Origin of the sequence: Brumimicrobium sp., from assembly GCA_023957385.1 — a bacterium.
In the GTDB taxonomy this organism is placed as follows: domain Bacteria; phylum Bacteroidota; class Bacteroidia; order Flavobacteriales_D; family Crocinitomicaceae; genus Brumimicrobium.
In genome coordinates this window covers 1,995,380-2,016,503 of record JAMLGZ010000001.1, presented here as the reverse complement: position 1 = coordinate 2,016,503, position 21,124 = coordinate 1,995,380, and the positions used below count along the sequence as shown (strand labels likewise).

Genomic DNA, 21,124 nt, shown 5'->3' with positions numbered 1-21,124 from the left:
AGTGTTTTTGCCCATTTTACTGGTATAACCTTAGTTATGAGATTATTTTTTTAATTGCCTCTGGATTAAAATTGATTAGCTGGAACTTTGCAAGTAAAGGTGGGACTGCTCCTGTAGTATGTGGAACTCTCACACAAATAATTTCTTTATGAAAGCTGTTTGCAAGCTCAACTTCAGCTTCTATCCATTTGTGGTTATGTGTATCCTGACCGACTAAAACTAAAATAATGGCTGCACCTTGAATTTTACTTTTAATGTGTCGCTTAATGGCTTCCTTTCCTTGTTGTCTTTTATCTTCTGTTTCGTGTGTTATTACAATATTACTAAGTCGGTTATCAGCAGCCCATTTTTTAATTGTATCAATCCTATGACTGTCCTCATATACGCAACTGATAAAAATTGATTTACTCATTTTATTCTATTTTAAAGATAATTATTATTAAACCTTCTAACGGCCTCCTTTTCTTTTGAAACAGCAAAACCACCTGCCGCTCCACCTATAACTACTCCAATAAGAATACCTAAAGGACCAGCTACAATTCCCATTAACCCACCTCCCGCTGCAGTGACATAGGAAGTTTTCCCATAGGAAGATTCGGCAGTTACTAAATTGACGTGAATCTGGTTTTTTGAATGACAATTTGTACAACTAATTGTAAAGATCATCCCAAAATTACTTGCTAAATGGTGTCGGGATTGAGCAGTAGAAGCTAAATATATTCTACTATTACAGATATTGCAGCTACAAAATATTTTCATTTTTTCAGAAGTTCTGTTAGTGTTTCAAAAAAAGCTTTAACGTTCTTATCATTTTTACCCCAATCAATTATTTGTGCTTTAAAAGCCGCTTCCGAGGCAACCTCAACCTTGGTAAGATTTGTAGAAACATTTGTAATAATTATTTTGAATTGTTCACCGAAAGACCAAAGCGACCAACCAACTTTGAATAGAATTTCGCCTTCTGAAATGTCTTCCTTAGTAATATTGAAATTTAGATTGATTGCCGCTTCGTGGCACTTAATGTAAACAACATTATATGTTTGCTGAAATTCCTTAACCATAGTAAATTCATTTGTTATGGTTTGCTCTTATTTGAATTGCTTTTTCAATCCAATTTTCTAAATTGTCTTTTACTGATTGGTATGGTTCATTTGGGTCAGGATTGTAACAATGAACGATATTTGACATATCTTTCCCATCTAAAGTAAATGTGGCAAACGGATTTTTTCCCTGTGAACATTTTCCACTTGAATATGGGTTGTCTTTAATCGTTTTCGCACATTTAATATTGTGAATATAAATGCCCAATACACCCTTACCTTCGTTCCACGCCTTTTTTATTTCATATCTCACCCAAGGTCTTTTATGTGTTTCTTCTCCCACTAAAACTACAACACAAGTTCTATGATTCATATTGTCATTAATCCACTTTTCAATGGCTTTATCCCCACCTTTCTTTACTGTTTCCCAATCATTAGCAGAAACTGGTTTATTATCTTCTAATGCACCAATGTTGCGGATTTGTTGCACTCTGAAAACATCATTATCATAATGGAAACTGTAGAAAATTTGTCTTTTAGCCATAATTATAGTTTTTGTAAAATGTTAATTTATAAGTGTTCTGAAAGTAAATCACTAAACAACGCCATATAAGCATAGTCGTAGGTTAATCTTTCATTGGTTCCTTGTTCCAATGAATCGTATATTATTTTTGCGGCTGCGCCTGTACTTGCAACAGGCAAAATAAGCGCATTCGGATTTGAATTTTTAAACAATTCATATTCTTCAAGAACTCCTTCCATTCCGCCAATAAAAATCCCAATTTTATATTCATTTTGTGCAATCATTTCATAACGCATTTTTTTCAAACTGTTATCTCGGTCATCCAATGCTTTTGTTAGTTGAATGTTCTCAAAATGAAAATTGTCTTCGGGAAAATGTGTCTTAAAAAATTTAGATTGATAAAGTGTTATATGATCTTTGAGATTTGTATTCATACGTTCCATAACATAACGAATTAAAGGTGTTATTGCAGGGTGTCCTCCCCAAATTAAATGAGCATTTGGAATTACAACAGTTGCCAAAGCCCTGACAGAATCTCTAATTGCAACTATATCCGCTGTGTCATAGAATCTCCTATCCCTTTCTTGATAAGGAATACTTGCAGACAGAAAAATTTTATTTAAAGTTTTTGTAGCCATTGTTCACTATTCAATAATTTAATTGTTTTAATCGGTAAGTAAGTGTCTAACCAATCTAAATGTTTTAGCCAACGTTCTCTTATATTTATATGGTCGTAAAGTATGTAAATTACTTCTTCATCATTCTTCTTAATCCTTTTTATCAATTCATCTTTTTGATGGTAGGTAAACGCTTGTGGTATTCCAACCGTAGGAATAACAATAAGTTCTTTGCCATCCCTTTTTGTAATTGTAATAAATTTTTCAGGCTGTAATTGTGCTTTGACTTTCAACTTTTGAGCGAAAGAAATAAATTCCGATATTATGTTGTCTTGCCTTGCCCCCAAACTTCTTGCTCTTATGGATTCTACTTGACTAACAATTTTTTGAATTGAATTTTCAGTTAAGCTTTTGGTAGAAGTGCCTAAAACACAATTGTCAAAATCTTTGTATGTTAATTGAATTGGTATGCTTAACTCGGCTTCTCTTTCAAGTTTGTGATTTGGAAAAACTAATTGAACTACCCCGATTGACATCGCATTTGCCTGTGCAAGTTCTTGTGTTGTCCAATGGCTTTTCATAAAGTTTGGTGTATTCAACATAACAATAACATCGGTATCTGCCATTCTGTGCCAAAGTTCTTCCTGAAACGGTTCGCCCGGTCTTATACTATGCGTATCTATAAACACATCAAAGCCATTTTTTTCAAACTGTTCAAATAGCTGTATTGCTACGGAAGTTGATTCATCTCTCTTGTAGCTAATAAATAATCTTCTTGAAAGTCTTAATAAACTTAATCCTTCCAAAATGGAAGAAGTCAAACGTTCAACATCTTCTTTTGTTGTTAGCTGAAAACCATTGATATTATGTAGTTCTTTGGGAATTTGTTGTGTGAATTTCGTCAAATCTGAAACAATAGGTAAAAGCAAAGTAGCATCTTCTAAAAGATTATTTAAAATATCTTGGTTTGGGAAAATACCTGAAGTACTTCCGAAATAAAGACAAAAGGTTGGTGCATTAGCTTTGTATTCTGCTGAAAAATTATTTTCATCTATTTCAATAATACAATCTTTTTGAAGCCCTAGTTCTATAATATGGAGATAAAAGACTTCTAATATCTCACTATAAAATGAGTTATTTTCTCCAATTTTTATGAGTTGATATTTTGTTGTCATTTTGAAAAACAAGCTTTTAGAAGTATTATATGACGAGTACTTTTTTTATTTTTTGCCTTATCATATGGAATTGTTTGAAGCTCTCTTCGTATGAATATTACCATGGTAATTATGGTCTAATTTGTTAATAATATCTATACTAAATTGACATCAAATAAGATACCATTGATTTAAAATGTTGAAAAGTGACAAATTGTCTTGCCTCCTCCTTCCTATACTCGACTAATTGGCAGTAAAGTAAAAAGGTAAAAGAGCCTTCAGCTGTGCGTTGAAAAAGCGAAAGGAAGCCATTCGAATAAATTAGTATTAGCATTTCAAAATAACCTCATCAGTAGAGATTTTTAATAGATATGATAATTGGCTTCCTTGAGTGTGGGTAGCAAGTGGAATGAATGCCAGGCGGAATGCAATGGAGACTGGCTGAATGGAACGCCGCGAGCCGACTGCGAGTTGAGCGAAGGTGGGAGAGGAGAACAGCTGGTAAGCTGTGGGAATGACCTATGCAGTATGCACAAGGGTTTGGCGGAGTTTTTGATTTTCGAAGAGGGATTGTTTCAAGGGTGTGAAATGACTGAAACGTCGGAACAGAGTGTAAGGAATGAACACGCTTGACTACTGTAAATGTGTATCGAAGGGGGAATTGAATATGCTTTGTGACTGGAGGCACGAAAGGAACAATGCATACTTAAGGAGAATCTCTCAAAAACTGTGACAAACCCGTAGCCTGAGCGATTTAGCAGGCGAGCCAAACACAAGCGGCGATGACACCCCATTTAATTCTCAGGAATGGAGTGAGGGACGAGCTGCCATGACTACCTTATTGGGGTTTTGGGGTGGCAAAGTAGCCGCGACTGACGACGACGAACGAACAGGCGAGGAAAACAAGTGAGCAGACTGAGAGTGAATTCTGAACGAACGCCGCCGAACGTTAAAAACAAGGGCAAGGACGATAGGACGCAGCTTGTATACCCTTGTTTTTATGTTTTTCCGAAGCTGTGAGGGCTAGGAGGAAGACCTTTTTACCTTTACGTAAAAAAAATATTATATTTGAAATGTATTATTAATTACTAGAAATTATTACATTGTTAAAATAAAAAGAGTAACTATTATGAAAATTTCAGATTATCAAAAAAATAGAATTGAAATGATACTTCATGATTGCTATAGTAAAACATCAGAGTTAAATTTAATAAACTATCCTAACAGTCTACTTGATGGGGGAATAGGAATATGCCTTTTTAATCTAATGTATGAAAAAAGTTATTCAATAAAAAAAGAAACGGGTTTAATTAACCTTGAGAAAATCCTTGAGGAAAAAGAAGTGACAAATGGCAGTCTTTGCAGTGGAAGCGCAGGAATACTCTGGCTACTTTCCAAAATAAAACTAAATAACATAGTAGATTTTGAAGATTGTTTATTGCAAGATCTTAAAGATCATTGTATAAATTCATTTATATTCGAGATTCAAAATGAAAATAATGATTTTTTGTATGGTTCATTTGGAATTCTTTACTCTTTAATAATTTCGAATGTTCTAACAGACTCTGAATTATCATTATTAGTTACAGAACTAGAAAAAAACCGTCCAATTACGGGGATATATAAAACTAATCTAAAACCATCATATAGGCCTGAAGGAATTAATTTACATTTAGCTCATGGAATAGCTAGTTATATTATTGTAAGTTGTGAATTGTTCAAATTGACAAAAAGCGAATTTGTTAAAGATATGATTGAATCACATATGGACATACTTGTATCAAATTTTAAGTATGGTGAAAAATCTATTTTTCCCAGCGAAGATGGATTTAAGGATAGAAACATTCGAAATGGCTGGTGTTATGGTGATATTGGCATAGGTTTGGCTTTCTATGCAGCAGGAAAAACTTTAAATAAGTCATATTTTATTAAAAAATCTATTGATATTTTTCGTTTTACAATAAGCAAAACTACGTTAAAACAATCACAAATTTATGATTTTTCAGTGTGTCATGGTTTAATGGGGAATTTATTACTATACTACAAAATATGTAACCATATATTAAAAGAAAGTAATTCTTCGATTATCAATGTATATCTGATGAAAGTTATAGCATTTTATAACCGTTATGGGGTAAAAAGTATGGATTATAAAGATATAGAGGGATATTGTGAAAAAAATGGAATACTTTTAGGTTATTCAGGTATTGGTTTGGTATGCTTAACTTTATTAGAAAAACAAACATTTAATTGGGAAGAGATCCTTTTGGTGTAAAATAAAACAGTAATTTATGAAAATATAAAATATTATTTATATATTTGGCTATAATCTTAAATAATTTATATTATGAAAAAAATGAAATTAATGCAAATCACAAAAATGAAAGTTGCAGCAGTTCAAAATTTGGACAAAATTATTGGAGGTGCTCCTGTAACAACTGGAGGTTGTACACCTTATATTACTCAAAATTGCATTTCAAATGATGGAAAATGTACCATCAGAACTAATGGGTGTTGTGATAATGTTTAAACTACTGTTAAAAGAGCTAGCCTTAAAAAGGCTAGCTCTTATTTTTTTTATCTAAAAGTCTCCTTAAAACAAACAAAGTATTAATCTTTGTTAAGTCAAATAAATATCTATAAATTAAATTCTTATGGCAAAACTTAAATTAATAATATTAATGTTATTTTACACCATTTTGTTTAATTATTCATTTGCACTGAAACCAAGTGCTGACTATGTAGCTTTACCTGATACTTCTTTAGTGAATTATGAAGAACACTACATAAATTATGAAGGAACAAAAGATTCGATTATTTCTTGGTATTTTACCCCTAAAAATAATGCAAATTCGTTAAATAAAACTATAATCTTGTCTTATGGCGATTATGGAAATATGAGTTATTTTATCAATAATGCTACTATTTTGACGCAAATAGGTTACAATGTTATTACATATGATTATAGAGGTTTTGGACATTCAAGTTTCATGAATTTAAATTCTGATTTTTTATATTACGAGGAATTTGTTGAAGATTTGAATAAAGTAATAGACTATTATTCCGAAAAGAAAACAAATCAATTAATATTATATGGACTTTCAATGGGTAGTTACATTTCATTAAGAGCATGTACTGATAATATTTCTCATAATAAAAAAGTTTCAATAGATTATCTTGTTATGGAAGGTATTATGATAAAACCCCAATTAATAGTTGAAGAATTAAAAAGTCTTGGAAAAAACACGTTGATCCCTTCAAATAGTCCAAATATTGATCTTAAAAAACTTAAAAAACTTAAAAAATTAATTTTTATTGGAGAAACCGATTATATGATTAATAAACAATTTGATGAAAAGACACTTGGCAAATTTAATTGGAAAATAAAACATTATAGTGGTGGACATCTGCAAGGGATGGAAAGTTTAACGCAAAATTATTATGGAGATTTATATCTAACTGAAATAATTAAGCTTACAAAATAATGTCTATTTATACACTAAAACCTTATGTAGATATAAGAGAGAATGAATTATATTACGTACTCTCTGGTGGTGAAAAAAGTATAGTTCTTGATAAAAAACAAGCGTTTCGAATGATGACATTAATTATTGACAAAAAGTCTTTTGAATGTAATACACCTTATGAAAGCGAAGCATTGGAAGAGTTAAATATTAGTGGTTATATATGTAAGCATGAAGATGCAAATGAATCAGGTGATCGGTTATCATATTTCTTTGAAAGTTTAGGTATTAATTTTCAAAAGGAAGAAGTTCAAAAATCAAAAATATTAGTACTTGGAGCAGGAGGAGGAGGAGGGACAATTGTATATCTTCTCGCACAAATAGGTATCTATAATATAAAATGTATTGATTTTGATAAGGTCGAAATAAGTGATATAGAAAAGACTTTTGTTTATCGAAATAATAATATTGGAGAGTTTAAGACAATTGCTCTAAAAAAAATAATAAACGAAAATTTTTTTAATGTGAATTTTAGTTATGAAAATAGACATTTAAGTAATGACAGTAATTTAGAAAAAATAATAATAGAATATAAACCTGATATTATAATAAATGCTATAGACCCAAAACCTTCACATAAAATGTGGTTAAATAGACTTTGTTTTAAATTAAAACTGCCAGTATTTTTTATGGCATATTCATATGAAACTATAATTCTTGGTCCATTTCTTTCATATAGGACTAATGTTTGTTATAATAGTTATAATAGGCATGTGAAAAATACCTCACATAATGTTATTGATTTTGAAAAAATAGAACCCTTAAAAATACAAGGAAACATACATCCATCTACTTCGTTTAATATCAACATATTAGGGGCGTTTTCTCTAAAAGAAATTCTACTATATTTATCTGGTAATACTGAAAAAATGCTAAGTCATAACAAAATACTTTTTTTAAATTCAATGACCATGGAAGCAAATCAGTTGGAGCTCTTGTGCGATGCGGATTGTGAATGCTCAGAGTATTTATAATTAAATAATATATGTTTAAATTATATAATAAAATCATAGTCAGAACCCCCGTTTTTAAAAAAGGTTTTCTGAATGAAAGTAACATAATTAATCTTTTAAAAGATACTTTTTTTATCACAGCTATAAAGCATTCTTCAAAAAATTTATACGAACAAGTATCTTTAAATCAATCAATATCAAAAACTGAGGAGATAGCATTGTTTACATATGCAAAAAGGATGTCCAATAGATGCACCCCATTTGGTTTTATGGCGGGAACAGGCTTATGTGATATAAAAACTTCTGAAGATAATCAATTATTAATTTTAAATCGTAAGAATATAATTTATAGGTTAAATGGTCAGTTTCTAACTGAAAATAATACAACTGAAAATAATAGAAGTCTGTATCTCAATTCTACAATTAGATTTCATAATAATAGTTTATTCTATTATGAAATCCATGGAAGTGAGCCACAAGTTACGTATCAGTTATCAGAGATTGAATATGATGAGGTATTATTCGATTTAATAAACAGTCTTAATAGTAAGGATTGTTATAATGTAAGGGAAATCACTGATTATTTTGAAAAAATTGGATATTCGAAGAAAGACTCTATCGAAAGTGTCAATTTACTAGTAAATATCAACATCTTCATTTCGGATCAAAGAACATCAGTATATGAAGACATTCAAAATCATTCTGTTGACAATGAAAACTCACACATTATTTTCAAAGACCTAAATTTACATGAATACCATGTAGATTTAGGTCTAAATATTAAAGATTTTTCAATAACTCCTAAGATTAAAAAATCTCTTATTGAAGGAATAAAGTTCATGTTGAATAACCTAAATATACCAACAGCAGAATCATTTGAAGATTTTATTGATTATTTTGAAAGAAGATACGGCAATAATACTATATCAATACTTGATGTATTTAATCCTATTATAGGTATGCCTTATAAATCGCAAAGTGACATAAAAGAAAGTCATAGTTTACTTGATATACATAGAAAATCAGACAATGAACTATTGATAACTAAGGAGGAGTTTAAATTAATAAATAAACTTAAGAATATCAATATTGAAATAGATACTTTTGAAATAGATACTGATTCGTTAATGAATTTAAATGAATTTAAAAAATTCCCTAGCTCACTAAATGTAAGTTTTAAGATAGTAAAAGATAAAGGAGAAGATAAAATTTGGATAAAGTATATATCTGGCCCCACTTCTTTAAGGCATCTTAATAGATTTTCAAATTCATTTAATGACTTTCAAACTACCTCTCAAAATATAGCTCGCCATGATAAAGAATATTTTGGCGAAGATTATCTTTTATGTGATCTCTCATTTTTACATGACAAAAATTCTTTTAGTGTTATTAACAGAAAAAATTTCTATGACTATTATATTGATATACTTGGTGGAATGGACAAACAATCCAATAGTACTAGAATTCCTTTAAATGATATTTTCTTAAAAATGGAGGATAAACAAATTGTAATTTTTTCAAAGAATTTAAAAAAACGTATTATACCTATAAACTCAACAGCTTTTAATTCTAATATTACTAACTTCCCTATTTATAAGTTTTTATGTGATTATCATAGTTTTTATTATAAAAATAGTTTTTATTTCAATTGGGGTAGCCTGTCAGCTATATTTCAAACTCTACCTAGAGTTGAATTTCACAATATAATTTTATCACCAAAGAAATGGAATATCAAGTCTAAAGAACTTAATAAACTAGAAAAATTATCCGATTTACGACACTATTTATTAAAGTTGGGCATACATGAACAATTTATTTTAGAAGATGGAGATAAAGAGTTTCATGTTAACACTCTAGAAGATTTATCACTAGAATCTTTTTTAAAAAAAATTAAAGCAAATAGAACGTTAATATTAAGCGAATATCTAGAATCTTCAATTACAAAGGATGAAAACGAGGACAAATATGAAAGTGAATTTATAGTTCCTATATTAATGAGTCCAAACAATATAATTAATAATTCGAATTTTGAATTTTCTGATGATGATATTGTAATAGAATCTATGTTTCCATTTGATAAAGAGTGGTTGTATATACACATATATCTTACAGAAGAAATTGCAAATAAATTTCTTTTTGAATTTCAAAATCAATATTTGTTGAATTTTGAAATTCAAAATTTCTTTTATGTTAGATATTATGATCCCAAATTTCATCTAAGATTAAGAATCCAATTTATAAATCAAGCTGTTTTAATTAAATTTTTATCTCAATTTAATAAATATATTAAAACAGATAAACCAATTTATGGTATATATGATTATCAAATAAAATCTTATCAACAAGAAATAGATCGTTACGGAGCTATTAATATGGAGCTAATCGAAAACTTATTTAGTAATGATTCACTATTTCATATTAATAACTTTAAGTTTTATAATAATAATAATAATAATAGTATTTGGATAGCCCCAATACATATAGTAGACAATTATTTAAGTTTCTTTAATATTAATGACCATGAAAAAATTGATTTTTTGAACCGATGGATTAATAATTTACTTATAGATATTAAAAATCAGAAATATTTTCGAAAAAAAAGCAGTGATATTTTTAGAGTACTTCAAAATAAATTATTGTTTGATGAAGATTCTAATTCATACAAAAAAAACTTAACTGAAATGTTAGAAAAAGCTAATATTAAAAAATTAGTAAATAAAAATGGTTTATACAGTAGCATAATTCATATGTCTTTAAATCGGTATTTTGAATTTGATCATTTAAATAATGAACTTATGACCTATCAATTGGTTGTAAAATATTTAAAAAGAAAAATTGCTATTAAAAAGACTATAAACTGATGAAAAAATTCCCCTTCTATCAGCAACCTGACCAGATGAATTGTGGTCCAAGTTGTTTACGAATGATTGCAAAATATTACGGTAGAAGTATCTCATTGGAAAAACTTCAAACACTCTCTGAAACAACTCGTGAAGGTAGTAGTATGAAAAGTATTGCTGATGCTGCTGAAAAAATAGGATTTCGCACATTGGGAGTGAAAATAGATTTTATAAAGCTTAAAGAAGAAGTACCGCTTCCTTGTATTGTTCATTGGAAACAGGAACATTTTGTCGTTGTTTATAAAATAAGAGGAAAAACAGTTTATGTGGCTGATCCAGGTCATGGATTATTAAACTATTCAGATCAAAGTTTTATTGAAAACTGGATAGGAAAGGGGGCGGATATAACAACAGATGAAGGTATTGCTTTACTATTTGAGCCGACACCACGTCTAAGAAAAAAAGAGGTAGACGATTTGGAAACAGCGAAAGGTTTTTCTTTCCTTTATCAATATTTATTTAGATACAAAAAGTTTATTTTTCAACTATCATTAGGTCTTTTTATCGGCTCTTTAATTCAATTGATCTTTCCATTTTTAACACAAAGTATAGTTGATATAGGTATTCAAAATCAAGATGTTAATTTCATCTATCTTATTTTAATTGCTCAACTTTTTTTATTCTTGGGAATAACAAGTGTAGAAATTATACGCGGTTGGATATTGCTTCACCTAAGCACACGCATTAATATCTCGTTAATTTCCGACTTTTTTATCAAGTTAATGAAATTACCCATAGCTTATTTCGATACGAAAATGACTGGCGACATTATGCAGCGCATCAACGACCATCACCGCATACAAAGTTTGCTTACCTCTACTTCGCTCAACACTTTATTTTCATTTTTTAATCTCATTGTGTTTGGAGCAGTTTTGGCGTGGTATGATGTCAAAATATTTGCTATTTTCTTTGTGGGAAGTATTTTGTATTTTATCTGGGTGGTGTTATTTTTAAAACGGCGTAAAGATTTGGACTATAAGCGGTTTTCTCAGATGAGCAACGAACAAAGTAAGGTGATAGAACTTATCAACGGAATGCAAGAAATAAAGCTTCACAATGCCGAAAAACAAAAGCGCTGGGGATGGGAGTTTTTGCAAGCACGTTTGTTTAAAATCTCTATCAAAAGTTTGGTATTAGAGCAAACACAGTCCATCGGTTCAGGGTTTATCAATGAATTAAAGAATATTTTGATTACCGTATTTTCAGCTAAATTGGTTATTGATGGACAGATCACACTTGGGATGATGATGGCAATTTCGTACATTATTGGTCAATTGAATAGTCCTATCCAACAACTCATCGGTTTTGTATATTCGGTACAAGATGCAAAAATAGCATTAGAGCGATTATCTGAAATTCACAACCGAGAGGATGAAGAAGTATTGGGCGATGAAAAAAATGATGAAATCCCCGAAAATCCTGATTTTACGTTATCTAATGTACATTTTCGCTATACTGGTAGCCATGAAGAAGTACTTAAAGGCTTAAATTTGAATATCCCTGCCAATAAGATAACTGCCATTGTAGGAACAAGTGGTAGCGGAAAAACTACTTTGATGAAAATGCTGTTAAAGTTTTACGAACCTTCGGGAGGAGAAATCAAAGTAGGAAAATTGAATTTAAGCAGCATTAGTCAAAGAACATGGCGAGGCAATAGTGGTGTTGTTATGCAGGAAGGATATATTTTTAACGATACCATTGCCAACAACATTGCTGTGGGAGAAGATATCATAAACAAAGAACGTTTGCACCAAGCGGTTAAAACAGCGAATATTTTGGAGTTGGTAGAAGAATTGCCTTTGGGTTTCAATACCAAAATAGGCATGGAGGGCATGGGATTGAGTACGGGACAAAAGCAACGGCTTTTAATTGCCCGAGCGGTGTATAAAAATCCGAAATTCATCTTTTTTGACGAGGCAACAAGTGCTTTAGATGCGAACAATGAAAAAGTCATCATGGACAATTTGAATAACTTCTTCAAAGGACGCACCGCAGTTGTGGTAGCACATAGATTGAGTACCGTAAAAAATGCCGATCAAATCGTTGTTTTAGAACACGGAATCATTGTTGAACGAGGAACTCACAAGGAGTTAGTAAATCTAAGAGGTAAATACTATGATTTGGTAAAAAACCAGTTGGAGTTGGGAAACTAATTAAGAATGGATAATGAACAATAAAAACCATGAGTGAAATACAAAATAATAACGAACATACTGATTACAAATCATCTATCGAATTAAGAAGTGATGAGGTACAGGAGATTATGTCTCATCCACCTGGTTGGATGGTTCGTTGGGGTATTACGCTTATTTTTGTTTTGTTACTGTTATTTATTTTCTTGTCGTGGTTAATTAAATACCCGGATGTTATTAAAGGAACAACGACACTCACAACAGCTGAACCGCCGATAAAATTAGTGGCAAAGTCGGCAGGAGAAATAGAACTTTTGCAATACAAAGAAAATTCAGTTCTTCAACAAGGACAAGTGATAGCAACCATTAAAAGCACCCTTTCGGATAGTGCCAGAGATTTCTTAACCCTTGAACTTTCTAAAATCAAGAAAGCATATCAAAACAACTCATTGGAAAAACTACAACTTAGATCTACAACGCTGGTTTTTGGAGATGTGCAACCGAATGTTTCTGCATTAACGACAGCTCTCAAGAATTATCAATTCCTCATCAATGAAGATAACACGGCTTTTAATATCGCCAATACATCCAAACAAATCAACAATCAGAAGGCGTTACAACAATTGATTGCCAAACAATTAAACAGTAGCCATAAATTACTAAATAATGCGGAAAGTAAGTTTAGATCTGATAAAACGCTATTTGAAAAAGGTGTTATTTCACAAACTGATTTTTTTGAACGTGAACGAACCCACGAAACAACTATCAATGAAATTAATAATTTAGAGAAAAATAAAATTTCAACAGCTATCTCAATCACAGATTTAGAAAAACAACTCAATGATTTGAAATTTACTTTTGAACAAAAACGAAAATCATTGCTGATAGAAATAGAAACCCAGCTTTCTACTATTGAAAACAGTTTACAAACATGGACACGAACCTATCAATTAACTGCACCAATCAACGGAAAATTAAGCTATTTACAGATACTATCAGAAAATCAGTTTATTGAATCGGGAAAAGCATTGTTTGCCATCATTCCTTCCAATCAATCGTATATCGCTCAACTGAAAATTCCCAAAAGCGGTTATGGAAAAGTAAAAAAAGGGCAAAAAGTCATGTTGAAAATTGACAATTTCCCCGCTCATGAATACGGTCAATTAATCGGAAAAGTAAAATCTATTTCCTTGATTGCCAATGAGGAAAATTACCTGGTTAAAGTAGAACTAACCAACGGATTAAAAACTACTTACAACAAAGAATTGAATTACACCCCCGAAATGAGCGGTACAGCAGAAATTATTACAGAAGATTTACGGATTACAGACAGAATATTTAACCAGTTCAGAAAGATTTTTGACCGATGAGATTAGCAATATTATTTATTCTTTTTCCTGTCCTGGTGTTCTCTCAAAATTGGACATTAGACAACTGTATTGATACTGCTTTACAAAATAATCTGACGTTGAAATCAGGACTTATCCGTTCACAGATAGCTTCTGTTCATCTTAAAAACTCAAGACATAATTTATTACCTTCTTTGAACGCAGGAGTAACACACGGTTATAACTGGGGACAAACGATTGATTTGTTTACCAATCAATTTGCAACAAATAGAGTTATGTTTGACAATTTTTATTTAAGCAGTAGTATTACATTATTCTCCGGGCTTCAAAATTACTACACAATAAAATCCAATAATGTTGCTGTTCAGGAAAGTTATTTGGAACAGGAAATTTTTCAACGGAATGTGAAAATAGATGTTGCGGCTGCTTTTTTACAGGTTTTACTTAACAAAGCAATTGTAGGATTATCTAAAGATAATTTAGAAAAGACAAAACAGCAATATAAAAGAATACAAGAGCTTCTTTTAGCTAATCAGGCAACACAATTTGAAGTATCGGAAATAGATGCCCAACAGCATTTGGATAATTACACCATAACCAAAGCGGAAAACGATTTACGCTATTCTAAATTATTACTTCAGCAATTGTTAAACATTCCAATCAATGATAGTTTTGATGTTTCTGCGTCTTTTTCGGATTCGTTAACATACTCTCTTATATCTGATACAGCTATATCCACACTGCCCGAAATAGTAAAAATAGAATTAGGGATTCAAAAGCAATTATATTTGATTAAATCAATAAAAGGACGGTATTACCCCTCAATTCTGTTAAATGGGTCAATCGGAAGCGGTTATTCTGGAAATAATAAAATGCTCAATTCCAATGGAGATTTTGTTCCAAGACCATTTGGAGAACAGTTTAACAATAATTTGTATCAATCCATTTCATTTTCATTGAATATTCCCATTTTTAATAAAAACGCTACACGCAATCAGGTGAAAATACAGGAACTGGAATTACAATCGTTATACATCAATAAACAAAACGAATACAATCAACTCAAACAAAAAATAGAACAGCTTTTAACGGATATTCTCAATACGAGTTCCCAACTAGAGGCATTAGAAAAAGTACATTCATCTGCATTATTGAATTATGAAAATTTCCAAATTCGTTACGAAACAGGTAATGCAACCTACACACAATTGATTGAAGCTAAAAACAAGCTGTTTCAAGCCGAATCGGAATTGATACAAGTAAAGTATCAATTATTGTTTAAACAGACAGTGTTGGGGTTTTATTATTGAATACAAATTTAATCATAGAATTTTATTGTTTACTATGTTTATTATTAAACATTTTATGATTGAAAACGTATAATAGTTAAAATAAAATAGTAATGAAAATTTCAGAATTAATTAAAATTGGTGTTAAAAACGGGCAATATCCTCAACACTTATACCGATTTCGTCAACTTGACGATAAGTTTAATGGGATACTAGAAAATAGTGCAATGTGGTTTTCTAGACCAAATTCTTTTAATGATCCATTTGATTGCACAGCTAATTTAGAACATGATTATCCTCAAAATACAGTAATTAAATGGTTTGAAAAACAAGGAATGAGTATAGAAGAATTAAAAGATTGTTCCATTACAGAGAAACAATTAAAAGAAATTATTGAATCAACCGTCCAAGAAAACATTTCAAAAAGTTATGTCTGTTGTTTTGCTGAAAAGAATGATAATTTATTAATGTGGTCACATTATACAAATGGTCATACCGGGGTATGTTTAAAATTTGATATAACAGAAGATACTGATTTTTTCTGTACTCCTATTCATGTCAATTATAGTGAAAGCTATCCAAAAGAGAATTACATTAAGAATGAAAATAAAACTATTAATTCTATTCTTACAACCAAAGCAATAGATTGGCAATACGAAAAAGAAATAAGGGTGATTAAACCCTCTTCTAATCAAAACAAATTTACATTCAAAAAGACAGCTTTAAGAGAGATTATCTTTGGATGTAAAACAGAGCCACAAAAAATAAATGAAATAATAGATTTAGTTAATAAATCTGGATTTTCTCATGTGAAGTTTAGTCAAGCCATAATGGATTCGAATGAATATAAGTTGAATTTTAAATCAATTTGATTAAATATTAATCACTTCCTCAAATCTTCTGCATTTTCAGGAAATGTGATGAGGTTAAACATTTCACGTAATCGAGAACGAACTCTGTTGCCGTACAGTTTTTCGAGTTCGTTGGCGTTGAGGTTGGTGGTGGCGTGGGTGATAATTCCTCGGTAACGCAACAAGTCATAACGGCTTAACAAAATTTCAGCCATTACGTTTGATTCATTACCAAAGTGCTTCATATTTTGCTCAATTCCTAAATCATCAAAACAATAGATTTTATCTGTGTTTCCATATTTGTGAATTGCTTCATAACCGTTTTGTAGAAACTCTCCAGCAATGGTTCTGGTAGGCTTGACAATGTGTCTTCGGTGTGGATGTGTAAGAATATTGAAGAGATGCATCAAAGAGGTTTTTCCGCAACCAATGGTGCCAACGAGTAGAATCCCTTTTTTGAGATCAATGTTATGTTTCTTGCAATTCTCTTGATCTTGGATGGCGTACATCATTAGTTTTTTGAGAATGATTTTGTTTACTCGCATGATGCGGAAGTCACTACCAAATCGTTTCTGTCCGAAATGAGATAAGTATTTCATTGTGAGCATAAAATCGTAGATGATTTCGTTGTCTTTGATGATGTAATGTTTTTTCTGTTCCATGGGAAGAAAGTTAAAATGAAAAGTTAAAAGTGAACCGCAATGCACGCAAAGGAGGCGCAATGTTCGCAAAGGTTGGGAGAAGATAGTATGGCATCTGTTTTCATAAGGAAATTAAAAGTGAAAAACTAAAAGTTAAAAATGAATCGTAATGGGAAAAAGTAAAAAATTATAGGGGAATGTCGTAACGTTTGTTTTCGTTTACGTGGAGATGTGATGAGGTTTTCTGTTCGGGTTTTTCAAAACGTTTTGTATTGAGCATCCAGTTTCGTGCAGCTGCTTTCCAGTCTTTCATTTTTGTTTTTCCGCCGACCAACCAGCCGTTGGATTGGTAATAATTGAGAAAGCGCTCGGCTTCGGTTGTGGTGTTTTCTTTTTCGAGGAAGTAATTTTTGATTACCTGTAAATCCGGAATGGACATTTTTTGACCTGCTAAGCAAGCACCGGAGGTAATTTTCATATTTTCACTTTTAGGAGGGAAGGAAAATTCGTTCGACGAATTTCTCCTCACTATAGTTTTAATGTTTATATGTTTATTATTGTTTATACTGTTTATAGAAGGTCGCACGACCTTTTCACTACCCTTATCAGTACCTTTATCACAACCTTTACGATAACCTTTATCAGTAGCATTATCAAAATTATACAGGTTGACTAAACTTCCTTTCATGGGGTTGAAGGACGGTAAATACTGGATATATCCGAACTTGTCTAATTCCTTCAAATACTTTGTGTAAGAATTAGTGGAACCTATTTTTGAAACTGCCATTACCTCTGTGCGACAAATTGAAACAGGATTTTGAAACCTGTTTAGATTCCAAAACTGAAACAGAGTCATATACAAGGTAATATGCCCCATTGATAAACGGTTGTCTTGGGCAACCGTTTCGAAGAAGCCTGTCAAGTGCTGAATGTAGTTGACAGGCGTTTGTGAATTGTTCATCATCTTACAAGATATTACGTTTGTTGATCTCTAGTACTTTTAAAATCTCCTGTTTATCATAGAAAATTACGCCTCCTATCTTGGAGTAAGGCAGTGTTCCGTTGATGCGCAAGTTTTGTAATGTGCCAGGAGAAATTCCAAGCATACGTTGCACTTGATGTGATTTGAGTAGGCGAATCTCTTCTTCTTGTACCTTTTTAGGTTGAGTTTCTGTTAATAACTCACGAATTTCTACTATTAATTCCGTGCGGAAATTCTCCAAATCTTCCTGTGTAATAATTTCTGTTGCCATATTTATTCTTTTAAGTATTTATGGAACAAAACTCTGACATTTGAATGAGTTTATTTATAAAGGTGTTATCAAGATGATAGTTTTTTCTTGAAAATAAAATACAACTAACTGATTATTAGTGCTAAAAAAGTGTTTTTCATTAAATTTGATGCCAAAACTATAAAGGTGGCTATTTTTTTAGCCACCTTTTGTAAATTTTGTTGAATAGGAAGAAAACAACCATCTATTTACTTTAAAATTAAGGTAATTCCTCTTGTTCATTCATGTACTGTGTTAGGCTATCCGTAAGGGATTCAAGGAATATTGCCGATGACTTTTTACGCTGTTTAATATTAGTAAAATGACGGTAAGGATCACCCAATTCGATGTTGAAAAAGAGTTCAAATTGACTGATTAATTGTTTGATTTCAACGTCTCCATTATTGATTGCACCTTTACAAAAAAGTGCATAGGAAAGCTCTATTAATGCGGATTTCGGAGCCGTCCAATTTAATCCCGACTTTATAGTTTTGGTATTTTCTTGGTGGAGGCTTTCTTCCGTGGGGACGATTAATTCTTTTTGAATGAATTTGTAGAGTTTTGCATTCAAAAGTAATTTTGTGACCAAGTAATCTCCGTTTGTGGTGTGTCCTAAATCATCTCTTAAAAGAATATAGGAAGGAATAGTAGAGAGGTCTAAATTCTTTCTCAAAAACAAAATTTCATCAAAATTAGTTTGTCCGCTATTGTAATAACTTATAAAATCGAGGTGCTGCAAATGGAATTTTTCTACTTTCTGCAGTTCATATTGAAGGTAGTTTTTTGTAATCTCAGAATCGCTAAAAAAATGCTGTTTGATGATTTTTGATTTTTTGTAGTAGAACGTAAAAGTGGCCACCAGTTCAGGTTTTAAATTTCTGAAATAGTTTATTTCTTCCTGTTCGGATTTGAACTGGTAGTTGGACATAAATTTACGTAATTCTTGATAATACTTAAAAATCAATAATCTACAAGATTCACACTTTTGAATTTCTGTCTGGTCTGAATTACTAATTTTAGTAATTTCATTTTCCAGTTTTTCGGTTAATTGACTAAAATATTTTTTCATAGTATATAAGTTTTATAATTCCTTCCTTTTACGTCCAGAAAGAGGAAGTGTTTGGGGAAATGAAAAGTGGAAAATTTTGGAGAAAGTGGAAAGTTGAAGATAAAAAAACCACCTAGCTTATGCCAGGCGGTTGGTGTATGTATTTTCCCTAAATTAGGATTATCCGATGTTGGTCAGAGATTGTTTATTTGATTGTGCGAATAGTTTTTCTCTGAGCAGCTGCATATCGTCACTTACTTTTTGTTCTACGACTTTTGCATAAATCTGCGTGGTGCGGATGCTGCTGTGACCAAGCATTGCACTGACGGTTTCAATCGGAACTCCGTTTGCGAGCGTGATGGTTGTTGCAAAGGTATGGCGTGCAATGTGAGAAGTCAGCTTTTTGTTGATTCCGCAGATGTCGGCTATTTCTTTTAAATAGGCATTGTAACGCTGATTGCTATTGACAGGAAGTAACTTGTCGTATTTAGTACAATATTCGTGGTTGCGGTATTTCTCAATGATTTGCAAGGCCACAGGAAGCAAAGGAACACTTTCTTTTGTTCCTGTTTTTTGACGGAGTGTTGACAGCCACAGATTACCATCCAGTCCTTTCATGATCGCATTTTTTCTGAATTCATACACATCGGAATAGGCAAAGCCTGTGTAACAGCAAAAAATAAATACATCCCGAACTTCTTCCAAGCGTGGAGCGTGTAATTTTTTGTTGATGATAAGATTGATTTCGTCTTGGTTTAGAATCTCTCTTTCGGGATTGGAGTAGGAGCATTTGAACTGGTTAAACGGATTACTCGGAATCCAGTCTAAACCTACCGCCATGTTCATAATCTTTTTTAGATTCTTGATGTATTTGTGGGCGGTATTGGATTGGAGTTTGTCAACTGTCAATAAATAGTGTTCGAACTCTGTTACAAATCGCAGCCGCATTTCGGGTAGGGGCATGTTGTCTTTTTTGTACTGGTGCTGCATAAATGCTTCTACCTTGTTTTTGGTAATGATGTAACGGGTGTGCGTTTTTGAAACTATTTTGCTGATTTTGACTTGTTCACTCATTTTTAGATTGTGGTAGTCGAAAGCTTCGAGGATGGTTTTGTGTTTGGATTGTTCTTCGATGCCTAAGAATTTATTCTTCAGTAGTTCCGAAGTGATTTCTTTTCCCTGACTTCTCAGCTCGTAAAATTGGTTTTGAACTTTAGCCTTCAAGTTGTCTAAATAACTGTTGATGTAATCTGCTTCTTTACAAGCTGACTTCACTTTCTTAGCATTATTATCCCAATGTGCATTTGAGACATACTGTTCTGTAAAGACTTCGGACTTCTTGTTATCTACAAATATTCGCATGAAAACAGGATGTTTTCCGTTTTTTTCTTTTTGTGTATTTAGACGATACACAACTCTTACCTTTTGTTTTGTAACCATAGCGTTGAATTTTTGATGTTTTTTTGTATCAAAAAATCATTCAATAAATGTGACGAACGAAATCAGAAAATAATACTACACAGGTGTATCTGTGTATTCTGTCACCAAAATAAAGCAAAAAAACTGGTGACAGAATAGGTGACAAAAAGTTTCTATTCCAATAGTTTTATTTGTTTTCACCTCTTTTTGAAAGAACCGCTAAAGTGTCGATTTTAGTAGGATTTGACTGTTTTTAACGAAAAAAGCCACCTTGGAGGTGGCTTTCAGTGATCCCGCTGGGATTCGAACCCAGGACCACTTCATTAAAAGTGAAGTGCTCTACCAGCTGAGCTACGAGATCAACCTAATTTCTTCTGGAATATCGCTTTATTCCTAAATGCAACTAATTGCGG

At 31.7% G+C, this 21,124-nt stretch carries 20 protein-coding genes and 1 tRNA gene; 9 read left to right on the top strand and 12 right to left on the bottom strand.

The window, feature by feature from the left end; genetic code table 11:
- Positions 1-34: 34 nt before the first annotated feature.
- The 6 genes from M9897_08840 to M9897_08815 are packed head-to-tail and all read right to left on the bottom strand — an operon-like array spanning position 35 to position 3,355.
- Complete coding sequence (locus M9897_08840) at positions 35-412, bottom strand: TIR domain-containing protein (GenBank protein MCO5268985.1); 378 nt, start codon at positions 410-412, stop codon at positions 35-37.
- An 11-nt stretch (positions 413-423) separates the two neighbouring features.
- Positions 424-759 (bottom strand): hypothetical protein, encoded by a 336-nt coding sequence (locus M9897_08835; protein MCO5268984.1) that lies wholly within the window; start codon positions 757-759, stop codon positions 424-426.
- Positions 756-1,061, bottom strand: coding sequence for a hypothetical protein (locus M9897_08830; protein ID MCO5268983.1), 306 nt, complete (start codon positions 1,059-1,061; stop codon positions 756-758). Before M9897_08830 ends, M9897_08835 begins: the two co-directional genes overlap by 4 nt.
- A gap of 7 nt (positions 1,062-1,068) precedes the next feature.
- Complete coding sequence (locus M9897_08825; GenBank protein MCO5268982.1) at positions 1,069-1,584, bottom strand: TIR domain-containing protein; 516 nt, start codon at positions 1,582-1,584, stop codon at positions 1,069-1,071.
- A gap of 26 nt (positions 1,585-1,610) precedes the next feature.
- The gene (locus M9897_08820) at positions 1,611-2,201 is read right to left on the bottom strand and encodes a hypothetical protein (protein MCO5268981.1); all 591 of its coding nucleotides are present in this window, start codon (positions 2,199-2,201) and stop codon (positions 1,611-1,613) included.
- The gene (locus tag M9897_08815) at positions 2,183-3,355 is read right to left on the bottom strand and encodes a toll/interleukin-1 receptor domain-containing protein (protein MCO5268980.1); all 1,173 of its coding nucleotides are present in this window, start codon (positions 3,353-3,355) and stop codon (positions 2,183-2,185) included. Before M9897_08815 ends, M9897_08820 begins: the two co-directional genes overlap by 19 nt.
- Positions 3,356-4,463: 1,108 nt before the next feature.
- On the opposite strand from M9897_08815, the gene M9897_08810 reads away from it, so the two are divergent.
- From M9897_08810 to M9897_08770, 9 genes are all read left to right on the top strand, one after another.
- The gene (locus tag M9897_08810; protein ID MCO5268979.1) at positions 4,464-5,609 is read left to right on the top strand and encodes a hypothetical protein; all 1,146 of its coding nucleotides are present in this window, start codon (positions 4,464-4,466) and stop codon (positions 5,607-5,609) included.
- A 72-nt stretch (positions 5,610-5,681) separates the two neighbouring features.
- Complete coding sequence (locus M9897_08805; protein MCO5268978.1) at positions 5,682-5,864, top strand: hypothetical protein; 183 nt, start codon at positions 5,682-5,684, stop codon at positions 5,862-5,864.
- A gap of 124 nt (positions 5,865-5,988) precedes the next feature.
- A complete protein-coding gene (locus M9897_08800) occupies positions 5,989-6,819 on the top strand; it encodes a lysophospholipase (protein ID MCO5268977.1) in 831 nt (276 codons plus the stop codon).
- On the top strand, positions 6,819-7,832 hold the full coding sequence (locus M9897_08795; GenBank protein MCO5268976.1) for a ThiF family adenylyltransferase: 1,014 nt from the start codon (positions 6,819-6,821) through the stop codon (positions 7,830-7,832). The genes M9897_08800 and M9897_08795 overlap by 1 nt, the downstream gene beginning before the upstream one ends.
- Positions 7,833-7,843: 11 nt before the next feature.
- Positions 7,844-10,672 carry a lantibiotic dehydratase gene (locus tag M9897_08790; GenBank protein ID MCO5268975.1) on the top strand — a complete coding sequence of 943 codons (2,829 nt, stop codon included), beginning with the start codon at positions 7,844-7,846 and terminating at the stop codon, positions 10,670-10,672.
- On the top strand, positions 10,672-12,864 hold the full coding sequence (locus M9897_08785; protein MCO5268974.1) for a peptidase domain-containing ABC transporter: 2,193 nt from the start codon (positions 10,672-10,674) through the stop codon (positions 12,862-12,864). The genes M9897_08790 and M9897_08785 overlap by 1 nt, the downstream gene beginning before the upstream one ends.
- A 29-nt stretch (positions 12,865-12,893) precedes the next feature.
- Complete coding sequence (locus M9897_08780; protein MCO5268973.1) at positions 12,894-14,213, top strand: HlyD family secretion protein; 1,320 nt, start codon at positions 12,894-12,896, stop codon at positions 14,211-14,213.
- On the top strand, positions 14,210-15,502 hold the full coding sequence (locus M9897_08775) for a TolC family protein (GenBank protein ID MCO5268972.1): 1,293 nt from the start codon (positions 14,210-14,212) through the stop codon (positions 15,500-15,502). Before M9897_08780 ends, M9897_08775 begins: the two co-directional genes overlap by 4 nt.
- Before the next feature lie 92 nt (positions 15,503-15,594).
- The gene (locus tag M9897_08770) at positions 15,595-16,353 is read left to right on the top strand and encodes a DUF2971 domain-containing protein (protein ID MCO5268971.1); all 759 of its coding nucleotides are present in this window, start codon (positions 15,595-15,597) and stop codon (positions 16,351-16,353) included.
- Positions 16,354-16,364: 11 nt separating this feature from the next.
- On the opposite strand, the gene M9897_08765 is transcribed toward M9897_08770, so the two are convergent.
- The 6 genes from M9897_08765 to M9897_08740 form a co-directional block, all read right to left on the bottom strand.
- A complete protein-coding gene (locus M9897_08765; GenBank protein MCO5268970.1) occupies positions 16,365-16,931 on the bottom strand; it encodes an ATPase in 567 nt (188 codons plus the stop codon).
- Positions 16,932-17,160: 229 nt separating this feature from the next.
- On the bottom strand, positions 17,161-17,937 hold the full coding sequence (locus M9897_08760) for a transcriptional regulator (GenBank protein MCO5268969.1): 777 nt from the start codon (positions 17,935-17,937) through the stop codon (positions 17,161-17,163).
- Between the two features lies 1 nt (position 17,938).
- Entirely contained in the window at positions 17,939-18,226 is a 288-nt protein-coding gene (locus M9897_08755; protein MCO5268968.1) for a helix-turn-helix domain-containing protein, read from the bottom strand.
- A 238-nt stretch (positions 18,227-18,464) separates the two neighbouring features.
- Positions 18,465-19,313 carry an RteC domain-containing protein gene (locus M9897_08750; protein MCO5268967.1) on the bottom strand — a complete coding sequence of 283 codons (849 nt, stop codon included), beginning with the start codon at positions 19,311-19,313 and terminating at the stop codon, positions 18,465-18,467.
- 159 nt (positions 19,314-19,472) lie between these two features.
- Complete coding sequence (locus tag M9897_08745) at positions 19,473-20,732, bottom strand: site-specific integrase (protein MCO5268966.1); 1,260 nt, start codon at positions 20,730-20,732, stop codon at positions 19,473-19,475.
- Positions 20,733-20,999: 267 nt separating this feature from the next.
- Positions 21,000-21,072 (bottom strand) — tRNA-Lys (locus tag M9897_08740).
- Positions 21,073-21,124: the final 52 nt, after the last annotated feature.